Source organism: Kitasatospora sp. NPDC032121 (assembly GCF_055580145.1).
The window spans coordinates 169963-185406 of sequence record NZ_JBVILX010000007.1 but is presented as its reverse complement, the minus strand read 5'-3'; the positions used below and the strand labels follow the sequence as shown (position 1 = coordinate 185406).

The window sequence follows — 15444 nt, the reverse complement described above, 5'->3', positions numbered from 1 at the left end:
GGCCGGCCGGTTCAGCCGGCGGCGGCCCGGCGGGCCGTGCGGCCGGAGACCTGCACCCGGTCGATCCGGCCGGTGGAAGCGTCCCGGTGGAAGCGGCCACCGGGCTCGGGGCGGCCGGTGTCCGGGTCGAGCAGGTCGTAGGAGAGGTCGGAGTAGCAGCGCAGCGGGAGCGGCAGGTCGCCGTCCACCGAGAGGGTGGCCGGTCCGTCGCCGGCGGACTCGACCCGGTAGCGGATCGAACCGTTGCGGTAGTCGCCCGCGCACTCGGCCAGGGCCGCGGCCTCGGCGAGCGGCACGGGGCCGGCCGCGCCCACCGGATCGATCGCGGCGGGCACCCGCACCCCGGCCGACTCCTGGAGTTCGGCCGCGAGTTCCCGCCAGAGCGCGGTGGCGGCGCCGGCGTTGCCGGTGAAGGCGACCACGACGCCGCTGTCCGGGTCGGCCCGCAGGTGGCAGGAGGTGCCCATGGCGTTGCCGTCGTGGCCGCACCAGAGCCGGCCGTCCTGCCGGTAGAGCGCTGCTCCGGCGCCCCAGCCGTCCGCGAGCGCTCCGGGCCGGGCGCCGGGCAGGGCGCGGCGCATCAGCTCGGCGACGTCCGGGGGCAGTGCCTTGGCCCGGCCGACCAGGGCGGCGCCGAGGGCGGCGAGGTCCGCGGCGCTCGCCAGCAGGGCGCCGGCCGGGGCCTCCAGCGGGGCCAGGTTCTGCCGGACCGCCCGGGCCAGGCCGGTCGCGGCGTTGAGCGCGTGGCCGGTGGCGACGGGCCGCCCGGGGGCGGCGGTGTCGACGAACACCGCCGTGGTGCCGAAGGGTTCGAGCAGCAGAGCGCGCACCGCCTCGCGCCAGGGCATCCCGGTCACCGTCTCGACCAGGCGCCCGGCGGCGACGTAGCCGGCGTTGGAGTAGGAGAAGTCCGTCCCGGGCCGGAACAGCGCGTCCTGGGCGGTGCACACGGCGGAGAGGTAGCGCGTCGCGGTGGTGCGGGCGGCGGCGTCGGAGTCCGGCCCGGTGGGCAGTCCGCCGGTGTGGCCAAGCAGGTGGCGAATCGTTACTTCGGGCAGCTGTCTCAGCTCCGGTAGGTACTCGGCCGCCGGTTCGTCGAGGTCGAGGTCGCCGTCGTCGGCGAGCAGCATCACCAGCGCGGCGGTGTACGGCTTGGTGAGCGATCCGACCGGAACGGCGGTGTCCTCGGTGAAGGGCTCCCCGGTGCCGGTGTCCGCCACCCCGGTGTGCAGGGCGACGGTCTCCGCGCCGGTGTCCAGCACCAGTTGGGCACCGGGCACCCGGTGGGTCCGCGCGAGCGCGTCGAGCCGCTGCTGCAGCTCGCCGCGCGGGAGGAACGACGCCCGTTCTCGGACGGGCGCCGGGCTGGCGTACGGCATGGCGGAAGCTCCCACTGGTTCTCGGCCGCGGGCGCGCCGGGCGCCGCGGTGGAATTGCGGATTGGTGTGCGGCACAGCGGGAATTCCCCGGCCTTCGGTGCCGACTGCTCGATGCGCCCGCTTCAGGACGCGGGGGAACGAGGGGATTCGGCGCACGCCCGGCCCGCGCCGGCCGGCCGCCCCGGGAACGGGATTCCCCGGGCACCCGCCGACCGGGCGCCGCACCGGCCACGCGGAGCCGTTCCGGGGACGCACCGTCGCGCCCGGGGCGGGCAGTGCGAATGCGACCGGAATTCCTCCGCCGGGCGGTGAACGGCGGCCCCGCACAAGGGCGCGCGGTGAACCGCGAACCGACCGAATACCCCTACCCCACCGGAACGGTCCAACAGAAACCCGTCCCCCGTCGACGGACCGCTCTCCCGGCCCCCACCTGCACAATGGCCGTATCCGGCATGTCCATCCCCCTTATTCGCGATCCGCCCCCGTACCCGCCGCGCGGTACGCGCCGACGCGGCCGAGGAGTCGCGCAATCCCTGCCGTCCCGAACGTCCGGACGGCGAACGCGCAACAGTCTTCACGGCGGCTCAGCCGCTCGCAACCCCTACCGATTGAACGGAAAGCGACTCCAGCGGTAATCGGAACCCCAAAATCCCAGGTGCGACTCCCGGCCGTGGCCGGAACGGCCGATGAGGGCGCACATTCTTTGGCTGAAAATACAAGGTTCAGATCTCACCAGTCACTCGAACAATCATTCGCGGCAATATCCGAGTGATTTCCCGGGCGCCTGTGACGGATGGGGCGGAACGCGACGGAATCAATCGGATGTGCCGCGAGTGACACCATCCGGCCCCGGCAGCAGCCCCAGGGCCTCCTCGACGAGCGAGCCGGGAGCCGGGCCGACGTCCAGCACCGCGCCCCGCTCGTCCGGCTGGAGCGGCTCGAGCTCGGCGAGCTGCGAGTCGAGCAGCGACCGCGGCATGAAGTGGCCGGTGCGCCCGCCGATCCGCTCCATCAGCAGCTCGCGGCTGCCCGTCAGGTGCAGGAAGAAGGCGTCCGGGCTGGCCTCCCGCAGGGTGTCCCGGTAGCGCCGCTTCAGCGCGGAACAGGTGATCACCCCGCCGCCGCCCGCCGCGTCCCGTTCGCCCAGCCACCGCCCGACGGACCTCAGCCAGGGCCCGCGCCGCGCGTCGTCGAGCGGGATGCCGGCCGCCATCCGGGCGATGGCGCCAGGACGGTGGAAGTCGTCCCCGTCCGCGAAGGGCACCCCCAGCCGCTCCGCGAGCAGCCTGGCCACCGTGGACTTGCCCGTGCCGGCCACCCCCATGACCACGACGCACGGGGCGCGGCGCTCACCACCGAGGGGCATCGCAGCGCCTACCGCCACGTCGCGGGCGGCCCCTGCGACCCGGCCGGGTACTCGTCCAGCGGAACCAGGCCCCGCTCCCAGCCGGTCAGCACGGGTTCCAGCACCCGCCAGGCCTCCTCGGCCTCGTCGCCGCGGATCGACAGCGCCGGATCCCCGTTCAGGACGTCCAGCAGCAGTCGGCCGTAGGCGGGCAGCTGCTGCGGCTCCATCCCCGCGGTCATCAGGATCGGCGCCAGCCCGTGGGCGTGGGCGCCGATGCCGGTCAGCTCCAGGGCCAGCCCCTCCGGCTCCAGCTCGAACCGCAGCACGTTGGGCCGGGCCTCCCCGCTGTGGCCGAACGGCAGGTGCGGCACAGGGCGGAAGTGCACCGCGACCTCCTTGCGGTCCTCGCCCAGGGCCTTGCCGCTGCGCAGCCGGAACGTCGTGCCGGCCCACCGCCAGCTGTCCAGCCGCAGTTCCACCTCGGCGAAGGTCTCGGTACGGCGCTCCGGGTCGACGCCCTCCTCCGCGGCGTACGCGGGGACCTCACGCTCGCCGATCCGGCCGGGCAGGTAGCGGGCCCGCCGGGTGCGGTGCACCACGTCGTGCTCGGTCAGCGGCCGCACCGAGCGCAGCACGTCCACCTTGCGATCGCGCAGGTCCCGTTCGCCGAGCGTGATCGGCGGTTCCATCGCCACCAGGCAGAGCAGCTGCAGCAGGTGGTTCTGGACCATGTCCTTGAGCGCCCCGACGTGGTCGTAGTACCCGGCCCGGCCCTCCAGCGCCAGCGTCTCGTCCCAGACGATGTCCACGTGGGAGATGTGGGTGCTGTTCCAGATCGGTTCCAGCACCCGGTTGGCGAGCCGGCTGCCGAGCACGTTCTGGACGGTCGTCATGGCCAGGAAGTGGTCGACCCGGAACACCGCCTGTTCCGGCACCAGGTCGGCGAGCAGCCGGTTCAGCTCCTGCGCGCCCGCCAGGTCCTCGCCGAACGGCTTCTCCAGGACGATCCGGCTGCCGGCCGGCAGGCCCGCCGCGTGCAGGGCGGTGACCACGGCCGGGAAGAGCGCCGGCGGGAGCGCCAGGTAGACGGCCACCGGCCCCTCGCCGGCGACCACCGCGGCGACGTCGGCCGGGTCGGTGACGTCGGCCCGCCGGTAGTCCAGGGCGTCGAGCACCGCCTCCCTGGCGTCGGCCGGGAGGTCCCCGCCGTGCCGGTGGAGCCGCTCCTCGGCCCAGGCGCGGTACCGCCCGGTGTCCCAGTCCTCCCGGCTCGCCCCGGTCACCCGCAGCGAGTCGCCGACGTGCCCCGCCGCCCGCAGCGCGGCCAGCGCCGGCAGCAGGAAGCGGGCGCTGAGGTCCCCGGTCGCGCCGAGGATCGCGAGCCGGTCGATCATCCCCGCCCGCCCCTGGCCCGGCCGAGGCTGACGCCGCCGGCGATGATCCCGATGTGGCTGAACGCCTGGGGGAAGTTGCCCATGAACTCTCCTGTGGACGGGTTGATCTGCTCGGACATCAGCCCCAGCGGGCTCGCCCGGGAACACAGCGAGGCGTACAGCTCCTCGGCCTCGTCGATCCGGCCCTGGCCGACCAGGTTGTCGACCAGCCAGAAACTGCACAGCACGAAGGCGCCCTCGTCGCCCGGCAGGCCGTCCGGGGACTCCTCGTGCAGGTAGCGGTAGAGCAGCCCGCCGCCCGCCGACAGCCGCTCGGTGACGGCCGCGACGGTCGCCACCATCCGCGGGTGGTCGACCGGCACCACCTGGCGCAGCGGGAGCGCGAGCAGGCTCGCGTCCAGCGTGCCGCCGCCGTCCAGGTGGGCGCTGAGGGTCTTGGCGTCCTCGTCCCAGGACTGCTCCAGGATCAGCCGGCGCAGTTCCTCGGCCGAGGCGCGCCAGAGGTCCGTCCGGGCGGGCAGGCCGAGCCGCTCGCCGATCTGCGCGGCCCGGTCCAGGGCCACCTGGCACAGGCCCGCCGAGTAGGTGAACACCCGGCCCTCGCTGCGCACTTCCCAGATGCCCTGGTCCGGCTGCCGCCAGGCCTGCGCGGCGGTGTCGGCCAGCCCGGCCAGGCCGTCCCACAGCCCGGGCTGGATCTCGCCGCCGGCCCGCAGCCACTGGTCGGCGCAGTCCAGGATCTCGCCGTAGACGTCGTGCTGGCGCTGGTCGGCCGCGCCGTTGCCCCAGCGCACCGGCGCGGAGCGCTGGTAGCCCTCCAGTTCGCCGTCCTCGACCTCCTCCGGCACCAGGCCGCCCCGCAGGTCGTACATGATCCGGGGCCCCCGGCTGGCCTCGAAGGCGTCGAGGACCCAGCCGAGGAAGGCGTCGGCCTCGCCGCGGAAGCCGATCCGGCGCAGCGCGAACACCGCGAACGCGGCGTCGCGGATCCAGCTGTAGCGGTAGTCCCAGTTGCGGATCCCGCCGATCGGCGCGGGCAGCGAGGAGGTGGGCGCCGCGACCAGCGAGCCGTTGGCCCAGTCGTCGCAGAGCTTCAGCGTGATCGCGGCCCGCCGGACCAGGGGCTCCTGGGGGCCGTCGTACGCGAAGTGCCCCATCCAGCGGCGCCAGGCCTCGGCGGTGCCCTTCAGGGTCGCCTCGGCGTCGAAGCGGTGGTGCCGGTGGAAGCGGCCCCAGGAGAGCACCAGGTCCAGGTGTTCGCCCCGGCGCAGCTCGTGGCTGCTGTGCAGGCCGCTCAGCGGGCGGTTGGAGCGCAGGTGGAGCCGCAGGTCCGGGCGCCGGTTCGGCCGGACCTCCAGTCCGCTGAACAGGGCCCGGGCCTGGGCGCCGCCGCGCGGCTCCAGCTCCGCCCGCAGCCGGACGCTCCCGTCCACCACCACGGCCGAGCGCACCAGTTCGCCGCGGTCGGCGGGGGCGTCGTCGGTGAGGTCGGCGCCGGTGCGCACGGTCAGCGCGTCGGTGACGCGCACCAGGCCGGTGGGGCAGCGCAGTTCGGTGATCAGGACGCCGGTGTCCGGTTCGTAGCGCTGCCTGGCCTCGACCAGCTCCTCCGGGGCGAGGGTGAAGTGCCCGCCCCGGGCGTGGTCCAGCAGGCCGCAGAACAGCGGTTCGGAGTCGAACCGGGGCAGGCACATCCACGGGATGGCGCCGTCCAGGCCGACCAGCGCGGCGGTCGCGCCGTTCCCGATCAGGCCGAGGTCCTCCAGCGGCAGGTAGCCCGCGCGCCGGCGGACCGGCCGGAACGGTGGATCGGGGTCGTACATGCCGCCTCGCTTCCGCAGCGCCGGGGGGTTCGATCACCGCGGACACGGTCCGCGGGGGGGGCTGGTTCAGAAGGTGATCATCACCTTCACGACGTCCTCCAGCTTCTTGTCCGACACCTCGAAGGCCCGTTCCATGTCGTCGAAGGCGAACTCGTGGGTCGTCATGTGCGACGGGTCGAGGCGCCCGCCGGCGAGCACCCGCAGGAGCCGCTCCATCCGCAGCCGGCCGCCCGGACAGAGCCCCGTCGCGATCGTCTTGTCCGCCATGCCGACGCCCCACTCGACGCGCGGGATGCGGACGAACTCGCCCTCGCCGAAGTAGCCGGTGTTGGAGACGGTGCCGCCGGGCTTGGTGACCTTGACGCAGGTCTGGAAGGTCGCGTCCGCGCCGAGCGCCTCGATGGCGGTGTCGACGCCCTGCCCGCCGGTCAGCTCCATGATCCGCTCGACCACGTCCTCCCGGGTGAAGTCCACGATCACGTCCGCCCCGTACGTCCGCGCGAGCTTCTGCCGGCTGGGCACCGACTCGACCCCGATGACCAGGCCGGCGCCGCGCAGCCGGGCCCCGGCCGTCGCCATCAGGCCGACCGGCCCCTGGGCGATGACGGCGACCGTCCCGCCCACCGGGATGGCGCCGTGCTCGGCGCCCATGAAGCCGGTGGAGAGCATGTCGGCGCAGTAGACCGCGTCCTGGTCGGAGATGGCGTCGGGGATCCGGGCGAGGTTGGCGTCCGCGTCGTTCACGTGGAAGTACTCGGCGAAGACCCCGTCCTTGAGGTTCGCGAACTTGAAGCCGCCGAGCGGCCCGCCGGACTGCGAGGGGTGGCCGTTCTGGGAGGCGAGGTCTCCCCAGTCGGGCGTGATGGCGCCGACCAGCACCCGGTCGCCGGGGCGGAAGTCCTTCACCTCGCCGCCCACCTCGTGCACCACGCCGACCGCCTCGTGCCCGAGGGTCAGGTTCTCCCGGGGGCCGATGCCGCCCTTGACGGTGTGGGAGTCGGAGGTGCAGATGAGCGCCCGGGTCGTGCGCACCACGGCGTCGTTCGGACCGGGCCGCGGCACGGGCTTCTCCAGGAAGCCGACCCGCCCGATCTCTTTCATCACGAAGGCCTTCACTGGCCCGTCCTTCCTGTCGCCGCGCCACCACGGGGCTGTCGCACCACCACGGGGCTACGGGGCTGCACGGATCCCGCCCCACCGGGCGGCCGTGACCGGCCGCGCGGCCAACGGCTCCCACGTTCCCGGGGATCGGGCCGCCGCGCGATCCGGCCGCCCCCGGCGGCGGTGCATTCCGGTGAAAAAACGCGTGCTCCTGCGCCGGGCGCGGCGGGGGCGGCTGCTACGGTCTGAGCGCGCACGGCGGGCGACGGACGGCGGACAGCGGAGGTTGCGATGGCGGACAGCGGCGCGGAGCGGGCCTTCATCGGCTCGTTCACCTCGACGGGTGGGCACGGGATCGTCCTGGCCTCGCCGGATCCCGGCACCGGCGCCCTCACCGCCACCGGTGTCGTCGACGCCGTCGACCCGTCCTACCTCGCGCTCGGGCGGGCCGCGGACGGCGGCCCGGTGCTCTACGCCGTCTCCGAGACCGCGCCGGGCGCCGTCACCGCCTACGACATCGCCGGTCCGGTGCCCCGGCCGCTCGGCGGCCCCGTACCGGTGGACGGGGACGAGCCCACCCACCTGAGCGTCAGCCGGGGCCACCTGCTGACCGCCAACTACGGCTCCGGCAGCGTCAGCGTGCTGCCGCTCGCCGCCGACGGCACCCCGCGGCCCCCGAGCGGCGTGCTGCGCCACCGGGGCAGCGGCCCGCACCCGGACCGCCAACGGGGCCCGCACGCCCACCAGGTGCTCCCCGACCCGTCGGGGCGCTGGGTGCTCAGCGTCGACCTCGGCACCGACTCGGTGCGGATCTGCGCCCTGGACCCGGCCACGGGCGGGCTGACCCCGCACGGGGAGACCGCGCTGCCGCCCGGCACCGGGCCGCGCCACCTGGCCTTCCACCCCTCGGGCCGGCACGCGTACGTGCTCGGCGAGCTGCGCCCCGTCGTGACGCTCTGCCGGTGGGACGCCGAGGCCGGGGCGCTCGAACCGGTCGCGGAGGTCCCGCTGTTCCCCGACGGCGTCCAGGGCCCGGTCTCCCCCTCGGCCCCGGTGGTCTCCCCCGACGGCCGGTTCCTGTGGGCGGCGGAGCGCGGCACCGACACCATCGTGGTGCTCGCCCTGGACGGGACGGGCGAACGGGCCCGGGTGCTCACCTCGGTGCCCTGCGGGGGCCGCAGGCCGCGCGACCTGGTGCTGGGCCCCACGGGCACCCGGCTGTACGCGGCGAACGAGCACTCCGGCGACGTCACCTGGTTCGACGTGGACGGCGTGACGGGCGTCCCGCGCCGGGTGGGCTCACTGGCCGTCCCGTCGGCGTCCACCGTGCTCTTCGTCTGAGCCCTCCTCGCCGGAGGACGGCTCCCGGGCCAGCGGGCCGCTCACTGCTCCTCGTCGCGGACCACCACGACCGGGACACTGGCGTGCCGGGTGCAGTGCTGGGCCACCGAGCCCAGCAGCATGCCCTTGAAGCCCCCGAGGCCGCGGCTGCCGACCACCAGCAGGTCCGCTCCCCGGGCCGCCTCGACCAGCGATCCCGCCGGGGAGCCGTAGCGCGCCTCGGTGCGCACCTCGACCGGCGGGTCCTCCCCCACGGCCTGCCGCACGGCCCGGTCGGCCTCCTGGCGCGCCTTGCCCTCCAGCTCCCGCTCGTCGGTGGCCGCCGGGGGGAACCAGCCGCGCGCGCCGTGGTACGTCGGGTACTCCCAGGCGATCACCGCCACCACCGCGGCGCCGGTGAGCTCCGCCTGGCGCACGGCCCAGCGCAGCGCCCGCTCGGACGACTCCGAGCCGTCCACCCCGACCACGATGCGGCCCTTCTCCTCAGGCTGGTCGGCCATGACTCCTCCTCGACTCGACGGCGGCGGAGGATCGCACCGGTCGGTGGTCCGCCGTCACCGGGCTCCGTGGTCCAGCCTGGTACCGACCACCCCGGGTGCGCAGTCCGGCTGGTCCGGGCGGGTGCGCGGGGCCCCGGGCCGGGAGCGCGCGGGGCCCGGGTCGAAAGCGCGACCCGGGCCCCGGCCGCGGCACGGGATCAGCCGTCGTTCTCCGGCGACGGCAGGTAGGCGCCGGGCACGTCCTCGGGGGCGAGGACCGCGTCCTCGCCCGGGTACGGCGTGGTCCAGTTGTGGGTCTGGTACCAGACCAGGTGCTCCATCTGCGCCGGGTTGGCGTGGTCCGGCACCGCGTTCGGGCCGGTCAGCCGCTGCTGCGACTTCCAGACGTCCCAGCGGGCCGCGACGGCCTGCTCCGCCGCCGGCGGCGCGGTCGTGGCCGGCGCGGCCGCCGCCCGCAGGTCCTGCTGCCCGGGCACGTCGAGGCCGCAGGAGGGCGGGGTCTTCAGGCCGTCGGTCAGCGCCGTCCGGTTGGGCACCGCGTCGAACGGGGTGTAGTCCGGCCGGTCGGTGAAGGCCGTGGTCATCGGGGTGGCCGCGCTGTCCTTCTGGTTCATCGGGTGGATCCCGAGGATCTGCTCGACGGTGCGGACCATCGTGATCTGCGAGTAGTAGCGGCTGTCCACGGCCCCGTGCTGCGCCCAGGGGCTGATGATCTGGATCGGGGCGCGGTGGCCGTCCACGTGGTCGAGGCCGGCCTGGGAGTCGTCCTCGACGACGAAGATCGCCGAGTCCTTCCAGTACTCGCTGTGGCTGATCTCGTCGATGATCCTCCCGGTGGCCAGGTCGTTGTCGGCGACCTGGGCGGCCGGGCTCGCCGGGCCGCCGGTGTGGTCGCTGGAGAGCCACAGCATGTTGAGGTCGGCCGGGCCGTTCCGCTCGAAGTCCTGCTTCCAGATCTGGTAGCGGTAGAGGTCCGGCACGTCGGTGTCGAACTTCGGGAAGCCGGGCACCGAGACGCTGTTGAGCGAGGGGATCGGCGAGGAGGACTTGAGGGCGTAGGCGCTGCCCTGTCCGGTCTCGTCCATGGTCTTGGCGTCGCAGTACAGGTTCTGCCAGGTGGCGTCGGCGGGCTTGTCCAGGAACTGGTGGAACTCGCCGAAGTCGCGGACGGTCCGGCCCGCGGCCTGCGCGCCCGTCCACAGGAAGCCGGAGCGCTGGTGGCCCAGGGCGTCGTCCTCGGTGTCGTAGCTGCGCTCGTACTCGCCGGCCGAGGACTCGGTGTACTCCGGATTGTCCGCCTGCATCAGCCAGTTGTGGCCCTCGGCGGAGTTGGTGCCGATGTCGTAGGTGTTGTCGTAGAGCCCGAACTGCTCGGCCAGCGCGTGCTGGTTGGGTGTCACGTCGGCGCCGAACTGGGCCAGCTTGGGATCGCCGTTGCCCCGGGCGACGTCACCGAAGACCTGGTCGTAGGTCCGGTTCTCCTTGACGATCAGGAAGACGTGCTTGATCGGCGACGGGTCGCCGATCCGCTTGGGCACCGGCTCGGCCTTCGCCTTGTGGCCGTTGGCGAGCTTGACCGCGTTGTTGGTCCAGCCGTTCTGCCGGAACACCCTGGCCGTCTGGGCGCGGATCTCCTTGTCGCTCGGCAGCGTGAAGGAGGTGAGGCTGGAGGTGGTGTCGTGGGTCTTGTGGGCGCCGGTCCTGTTGGGCCGACGGGCGTCGATGCCACGGGTGTTGGAGACGATCACCGTGGAGCCGACGGTGGCGACCTCCGCCGGGAAGTAGTCCGTGGGCAGCAGGCCGACGTAGCTCACCGGCTCCTGCGCGCCGGCGAAGCGGTAGACGGCCACCGCGTTCGCCCGGCCGAGGGTGACCAGCAGGCGGCCGTCCTCGGTGAGCGTCACCGCGGTGGGCTCGTAGCCGACGGAGGCCTCCGGCCACGGCTTGGTGGAGATGGTCTGGACGACCTTGTCGTGCGCGGTGTCGATCACCGACACCTCGTCACTCGCGGTGTCGGCGACGAACAGCACGCCGTTCTTCGCGTACAGCGCGGTCGGGTGCAGGCCGACGGGGATGGAGCCGACGGCCGCGGCCGGGGACGCCAGGTCGATCACGCTGACCGTGCCGGTGGTGGTGGCGGCGGTCGCCGGGTCGGCCGGCACCCGGGTGCCGTACGAGTTGACCGTGGTGTCCTCGGCGGTGGCCGCCCGGCCGCCCTCGTCGGAGACGTACAGCTTGCCGCCGACCCGCACGACGCCGCGCGGCGCGTTGCCGACCGTCCAGCTCCGCCTGACCGCGCCGGTGGCCGCGTCGATCGCCACCACCCGGTTCTGCCCGTTGACCACCGCGTACACCGTCGAGCCGTCGGCGGAGAACACCGCGCCGGAGGCCAGCGCGTGCTTGTCGCCGTCGGCCGGGATCGGCACCGCCACCGGCTTGGCGAGCGTGCCGTCGGGCTGCACGGTGAACCGGGTGTAGCCGTCCAGCTGGCCCAGCCACAGCTGCTTTCCGTCCGGCGAGTAGACGGGGGACTCCTGGCCGACCGAGCCGTTGGGGATGCGCAGTTCGTCGGCCTTGTTGGTGCCGACGCGCTGCTGCACCTTGCCGGTCTTCAGGTCCACCACGACGAGTGCCGAGTCGCCGTCGGCGACCGCGGCGGCCAGGTGGCCGCCGTCCGGGCTGACCGTGGAGCCCATGATCTTGCCGTTGTCGATCACCTGCCGGCTGCCGTACGGGGCGAGGTACTGGTCGCTGGAGATCACCAGGCCGTCGGCGGTGGTCTGGCCGACCCGGTCGGTGCCGAACTGCTGGGTGCTCGCGAAAGCGGTGCCGGTGGCCACGGCCACCGCCGTGATGCAGGCCGTGGCGAGTGCGGCCCGGCGGCCCACCCGGCGGCCGAGGAGGACCACGTGCTCGTTCCGGCTGCGTCGACGACGCGTTACCTGCATGGCGTCAGCCCTTCGTTGGGTTCGGTGCGTTCGTTGGGGAAGCGAGCAGTGCGACCTGACCGTCGAACTGCCACAGCGGGTTCGGTGCGTCCCCGGTCGGGGTGTGCACCAGGAAGTAGCCGTTCACTTCCTTCGGGCCGTCGCCGTCGGCCGTCAGCCGTCCGTCCGAGGCCACGTCGAGCTGGTAGACGGCCGTCCCCGGCGCGTCCGTCCCGGGCAGGTGCCAGGTGACCACGCAGCGCCAGTCGTTGCCCGGCCCCTCCGGGTCGACCTGGCCGTCGCCCCGCTGGCAGGCCGCGGCGGCCCGCAGCTCGGCCTCCGTCACGGCGGGGCGGTGCAGCTGCTCGGTCTGCAGCCGGTACAGGTGCGCGAACACGGTGGCGACCTCCTGCTGCACCTTCGCCTGGGAGATCCCCGAGCCGGTCGAGGGGGTGGCCGCCGCGACGGAGCCGGTGGTCAGCGCGAGCAGCCCGGCCAGCGGCAGCACCCCGCGGGAGAGCGCGCGGCGCCCCACCCCGTCCTCGCTGCCGGTGGTGAAGTCCCGCCGAACGAAGAGCAGGTAGGCCGCCGCGGTGGCGGCCGCGGCCCAGACCAGGCTGACCGCGACGGCGACCAGCAGCTCGTCGAGCCGGCCCGGTTCGGCGAACAGCCCGTTCCAGGCGACGAAGGCGTAACCGGGCAGGGCGAGGCGCAGCGCCACCGGCAGCGGCAGCACCTGGGCGAGCTGCATCGCGACCGCCGCCAGCGCGGGGACCAGCAGCCCCATCGGCGAGCGGCCCAGCAGGACGGAGCCGAGCAGCCCGAGCGCCGCCAGCGCCAGGGTGGGCGCCAGCGCGCAGGCCCAGGCCAGCAGGACGCTCCCGGCCGCGGCCGACGGCGACAGCAGGTGCCCGTCCACGCCGACCAGCGGCTCGTCGCCGACCGCGGCGAGACCGCCGACCGCGCCGGAGACCGCCAGGGCGACCACCAGCAGCACGATCACGGTGACGCCGGCCAGGGCCTTCGCCGCGAAGATCCGCCGCGGCGAGCGGACCGTCACCAGCAGGTGCCGCCAGGTCCCGAGCCGGTCCTCGGCGGCGAAGACGTCGCCCGCGACCACGGAGGTCAGCAGGGGCAGCGCCCAGGAGCCCGCGAAGCCCAGCACCACCAGTGGCCCGGCCCAGCCGGTGGCGTGCATCCAGCGGCCGAACAGGGTGTCGGAGGGCAGCGTGCCCTGCTGGGCGACGGCGGCGGTGAACAGCGCCGGGGCGGTCCAGCAGGCCAGCATCAGCAGTCTGACCCGCCACTGCGAGAGCAGCTTGACCAGTTCGAAGCGGTACACCCGGGCCACCGGCACCGGGCGGGCCCCGGGTTCGGCGGCGACGACAGCGACCGCACGTGCGGCTGCGACACTGCTCATCGCCCGTCCTCCTGCTGCTCGGTCAGGGCCAGGAACGCCGCCTCCAGGGGCGGCACCACCGGTGCGACCTCGCGCACCCGTACGCCCGCGCGCACCAGCGCGGCCACCAGCTCCTCGACGGCCGGCCCGGACGCGCGCACCACCAGCGCCTCGGCCGCGCGTCCCGCCTCGGGCGCGGCGAGGACCCGCACCCCGGTGACGGTGGCGGCCACCCGGCGCGCGGCGGCCGGGTCGGAGGTGAGCAGCCGGTGGTCGAGTTCGCGGTGCCCCGTGGCCAACTCGGCGAGCGGGCCGGAGAAGCGGACCCGCCCGGTCGCCAGGATGGTGACCTCGTCGCAGAGCGCCTCCAGGTCGTCCATCCGGTGGCTGGAGAGCACCACCGTGACGCCGTCGGCGGCGAGCCGCCGCAGCGCCCCGTGCACGTGCTTCTTGCCGGCCGGGTCCAGGCCGTTGGACGGCTCGTCGAGGACCAGCAGCCGGGGTTCGGTGAGCAGCGCCGCGGCCAGTCCGAGCCGCTGCCGCATGCCCAGGGAGAAGCCCCGCACCCGGTCGTCGGCGACCTCGCTCAGGCCGACCTCGGCCAGCACCGCGTCGATCCGGTCGGCCCGGTCGCTCTGCCCGCGCAGCGTCGCGAGCGCGGCGAGGTTCTTCCGTGCGGTCAGCGAGGGGTAGAGCCCGGGCCCGTCCACGAAGCCGGCCACCCCGTGCGGCGCCGGCAGCGCCCGGCCGACCGGTCTGCCCAGCACCTCCAGCTCGCCGCCGTCGGCGACGGCCAGCCCGAGCAGCAGCCCGAGCAGGGTGGTCTTCCCGGCGCCGTTCGGCCCGGCCAGCCCGTGGATCCGTCCCGGTGTCAGCTCCAGCCCGATGGCGTCGAGCGCGACGACGTCGCCGAAACACTTCGTCAGTCCACGGGCGCGTACGGCAGGTTGGGTTTCCTTCATGGCTCCTTCTCGCAGTTCCCCAGGGAACCTAGGGGGTTGACCTGCCGCCGTCAGGAGCGCCCGGTTGAACACCGCCGGAACAGCAGCTGCCCGCACTGTGGCGGTCCTGCGATCGCTTCCCGGGGGTGCAGCGGCTGCGGACGCTTCGAGTGGAAACGTTCACATGAAAACGGATATCGTTTCGCTGGATCTCCCGCACCGAACCGGTTGCGGAGCTCGATGAACATGACAAACATGGGCGGAAGGCGAAGCCTCGAATGCGCACGGACACGGCGGGAGTCGGGATGCGAGTGGACGCCGCCCTGGCCGGCGCCTGGGTGGACCGCTGGGAGCGCCAGCAGGAGCGGTACGCGGTGGAACGCGAGGAGCGGTTCACCGTCATCGCCGACGTCCTGGAACAGACCGTCGGCCGCCGGCGGCGGCCGCTCGTCGCGGACCTCGGCAGCGGCCCCGGCTCGCTGTCGGCACGGGTCGCGGCCCGCCTGCCGCACGCCGAGATCCTCGCCGTCGACATCGACCCGCTGCTGCTCGCCCTCGGCCGCGCCCGGCACCCCGAGATCGCGCGCTGGGTCGAGACCCTGATCGGGCGGCCCCGCTGGGTCGAGGACCTCGGCCTCGACCGCCCACTGGACGCCGTGGTGTCCACCACCGCGCTGCACTACCCGCCGCCGGACGCACTGCTCGGGATCTACCGCGACCTCGCCGGTGTACTGCGGCCCGGCGGCGTCCTGGTCAACGGCGACCACCTCATCCCCGAGGACCGGCCGCTCGCCGAACTCGCCCTCGCGATCGGCCGCCGCCGCGCCCAGCGCAAGGGCACCGGCGCCGCCGAGGACTGGTCCCAGTGGTGGGCCGCGGCCGGGCGGGTCCCCGAGTTCGCCGACCTGCTGACGGCCCGCGAGCGGCAGTTGCCCCCGACCGACGGCCCCGGCAACGGCCTGTCGGCGGCCCGGCACGGCGAACTGCTGCGGGAGGCGGGCTTCCGCCAGGCCGGACCGGTGTGGCAGTACGGCACCAGCTCCGTCCTGGTCGCGCTGCGCTGAGCCCTGCTCACGGCCCTTGTGAAGAAGGCGGGTTCCGGATCGGCACAGTCTTTGCGATGGCGTGACAGAAAGCGCCCTGTCGATCACCCAGGGAAAGGGTTACCGTTGCCCGAGGTCGCCGACGCCTCCGCGGTGGGAGCCGCGCGCGGGTGTCCGACCGCCCGCGCGCCACACCGACGCGCGGACCGCCGGGGGGACGAGGGCCGACACGGGGCAGCCTGTCGGCG

At 74.3% G+C, this 15444-nt stretch carries 11 protein-coding genes; 2 read left to right on the top strand and 9 right to left on the bottom strand.

Going from position 1 to position 15444, the window contains the following annotated elements:
* Nucleotides 1–11: 11 nt before the first annotated feature.
* The 5 genes from ACZ5OX_RS20325 to ACZ5OX_RS20305 form a co-directional block, all read right to left on the bottom strand.
* The gene (locus tag ACZ5OX_RS20325) at nt 12–1379 is read right to left on the bottom strand and encodes a serine hydrolase domain-containing protein (RefSeq protein WP_465631661.1); all 1368 of its coding nucleotides are present in this window, start codon (nt 1377–1379) and stop codon (nt 12–14) included.
* Between the two features lie 814 nt (nt 1380–2193).
* Nucleotides 2194–2745 carry a gluconokinase gene (locus ACZ5OX_RS20320; protein ID WP_465631659.1) on the bottom strand — a complete coding sequence of 184 codons (552 nt, stop codon included), beginning with the start codon at nt 2743–2745 and terminating at the stop codon, nt 2194–2196.
* An 8-nt stretch (nt 2746–2753) separates the two neighbouring features.
* Nucleotides 2754–4121: a glucose-6-phosphate dehydrogenase gene (locus ACZ5OX_RS20315; protein WP_465631657.1), complete on the bottom strand. Its 1368-nt coding sequence runs from the start codon at nt 4119–4121 to the stop codon at nt 2754–2756.
* Nucleotides 4118–5944 carry a glycoside hydrolase family 15 protein gene (locus ACZ5OX_RS20310; RefSeq protein WP_465631655.1) on the bottom strand — a complete coding sequence of 609 codons (1827 nt, stop codon included), beginning with the start codon at nt 5942–5944 and terminating at the stop codon, nt 4118–4120. The genes ACZ5OX_RS20315 and ACZ5OX_RS20310 overlap by 4 nt, the downstream gene beginning before the upstream one ends.
* A gap of 66 nt (nt 5945–6010) precedes the next feature.
* Nucleotides 6011–7060, bottom strand: a complete 1050-nt coding sequence (locus ACZ5OX_RS20305) for an NAD(P)-dependent alcohol dehydrogenase (RefSeq protein ID WP_465631653.1) — start codon at nt 7058–7060, stop codon at nt 6011–6013.
* Between the two features lie 276 nt (nt 7061–7336).
* Here ACZ5OX_RS20305 and ACZ5OX_RS20300 point away from each other — a divergent pair, with 276 nt between their 5' ends.
* Nucleotides 7337–8386, top strand: coding sequence for a lactonase family protein (locus ACZ5OX_RS20300; protein ID WP_465631651.1), 1050 nt, complete (start codon nt 7337–7339; stop codon nt 8384–8386).
* Nucleotides 8387–8427: 41 nt separating this feature from the next.
* On the opposite strand, the gene ACZ5OX_RS20295 is transcribed toward ACZ5OX_RS20300, so the two are convergent.
* The 4 genes from ACZ5OX_RS20295 to ACZ5OX_RS20280 all read right to left on the bottom strand — a co-directional run bounded on the left by ACZ5OX_RS20295 (nt 8428) and on the right by ACZ5OX_RS20280 (nt 14174).
* A complete protein-coding gene (locus ACZ5OX_RS20295) occupies nt 8428–8886 on the bottom strand; it encodes a universal stress protein (protein WP_465631649.1) in 459 nt (152 codons plus the stop codon).
* A 197-nt stretch (nt 8887–9083) separates the two neighbouring features.
* Entirely contained in the window at nt 9084–11834 is a 2751-nt protein-coding gene (locus ACZ5OX_RS20290) for an alkaline phosphatase family protein (protein ID WP_465631647.1), read from the bottom strand.
* A gap of 4 nt (nt 11835–11838) precedes the next feature.
* Nucleotides 11839–13233: an ABC transporter permease gene (locus ACZ5OX_RS20285; protein ID WP_465631645.1), complete on the bottom strand. Its 1395-nt coding sequence runs from the start codon at nt 13231–13233 to the stop codon at nt 11839–11841.
* Nucleotides 13230–14174, bottom strand: a complete 945-nt coding sequence (locus ACZ5OX_RS20280; protein ID WP_465631643.1) for an ABC transporter ATP-binding protein — start codon at nt 14172–14174, stop codon at nt 13230–13232. The genes ACZ5OX_RS20285 and ACZ5OX_RS20280 overlap by 4 nt, the downstream gene beginning before the upstream one ends.
* Before the next feature lie 284 nt (nt 14175–14458).
* Between ACZ5OX_RS20280 and ACZ5OX_RS20275 the strand changes: the two genes are divergently transcribed.
* Nucleotides 14459–15217 carry a class I SAM-dependent methyltransferase gene (locus ACZ5OX_RS20275; RefSeq protein WP_465631641.1) on the top strand — a complete coding sequence of 253 codons (759 nt, stop codon included), beginning with the start codon at nt 14459–14461 and terminating at the stop codon, nt 15215–15217.
* Nucleotides 15218–15444 lie beyond the last annotated feature (227 nt).

Excerpts from the sequence above, each read along its gene's own strand:
- ACZ5OX_RS20325 (WP_465631661.1), bottom strand. The coding sequence starts at position 1,379 with ATGCCGTACGCCAGCCCGGCGCCCGTCCGAGAACGGGCGTCGTTCCTC.
- ACZ5OX_RS20320 (WP_465631659.1), bottom strand. The coding sequence starts at position 2,745 with ATGCCCCTCGGTGGTGAGCGCCGCGCCCCGTGCGTCGTGGTCATGGGG.
- ACZ5OX_RS20315 (WP_465631657.1), bottom strand. The coding sequence starts at position 4,121 with ATGATCGACCGGCTCGCGATCCTCGGCGCGACCGGGGACCTCAGCGCC.
- ACZ5OX_RS20310 (WP_465631655.1), bottom strand. The coding sequence starts at position 5,944 with ATGTACGACCCCGATCCACCGTTCCGGCCGGTCCGCCGGCGCGCGGGC.
- ACZ5OX_RS20300 (WP_465631651.1), top strand. The coding sequence starts at position 7,337 with ATGGCGGACAGCGGCGCGGAGCGGGCCTTCATCGGCTCGTTCACCTCG.
- ACZ5OX_RS20295 (WP_465631649.1), bottom strand. The coding sequence starts at position 8,886 with ATGGCCGACCAGCCTGAGGAGAAGGGCCGCATCGTGGTCGGGGTGGAC.
- ACZ5OX_RS20290 (WP_465631647.1), bottom strand. The coding sequence starts at position 11,834 with ATGCAGGTAACGCGTCGTCGACGCAGCCGGAACGAGCACGTGGTCCTC.
- ACZ5OX_RS20285 (WP_465631645.1), bottom strand. The coding sequence starts at position 13,233 with ATGAGCAGTGTCGCAGCCGCACGTGCGGTCGCTGTCGTCGCCGCCGAA.
- ACZ5OX_RS20280 (WP_465631643.1), bottom strand. The coding sequence starts at position 14,174 with ATGAAGGAAACCCAACCTGCCGTACGCGCCCGTGGACTGACGAAGTGT.
- ACZ5OX_RS20275 (WP_465631641.1), top strand. The coding sequence starts at position 14,459 with ATGCGAGTGGACGCCGCCCTGGCCGGCGCCTGGGTGGACCGCTGGGAG.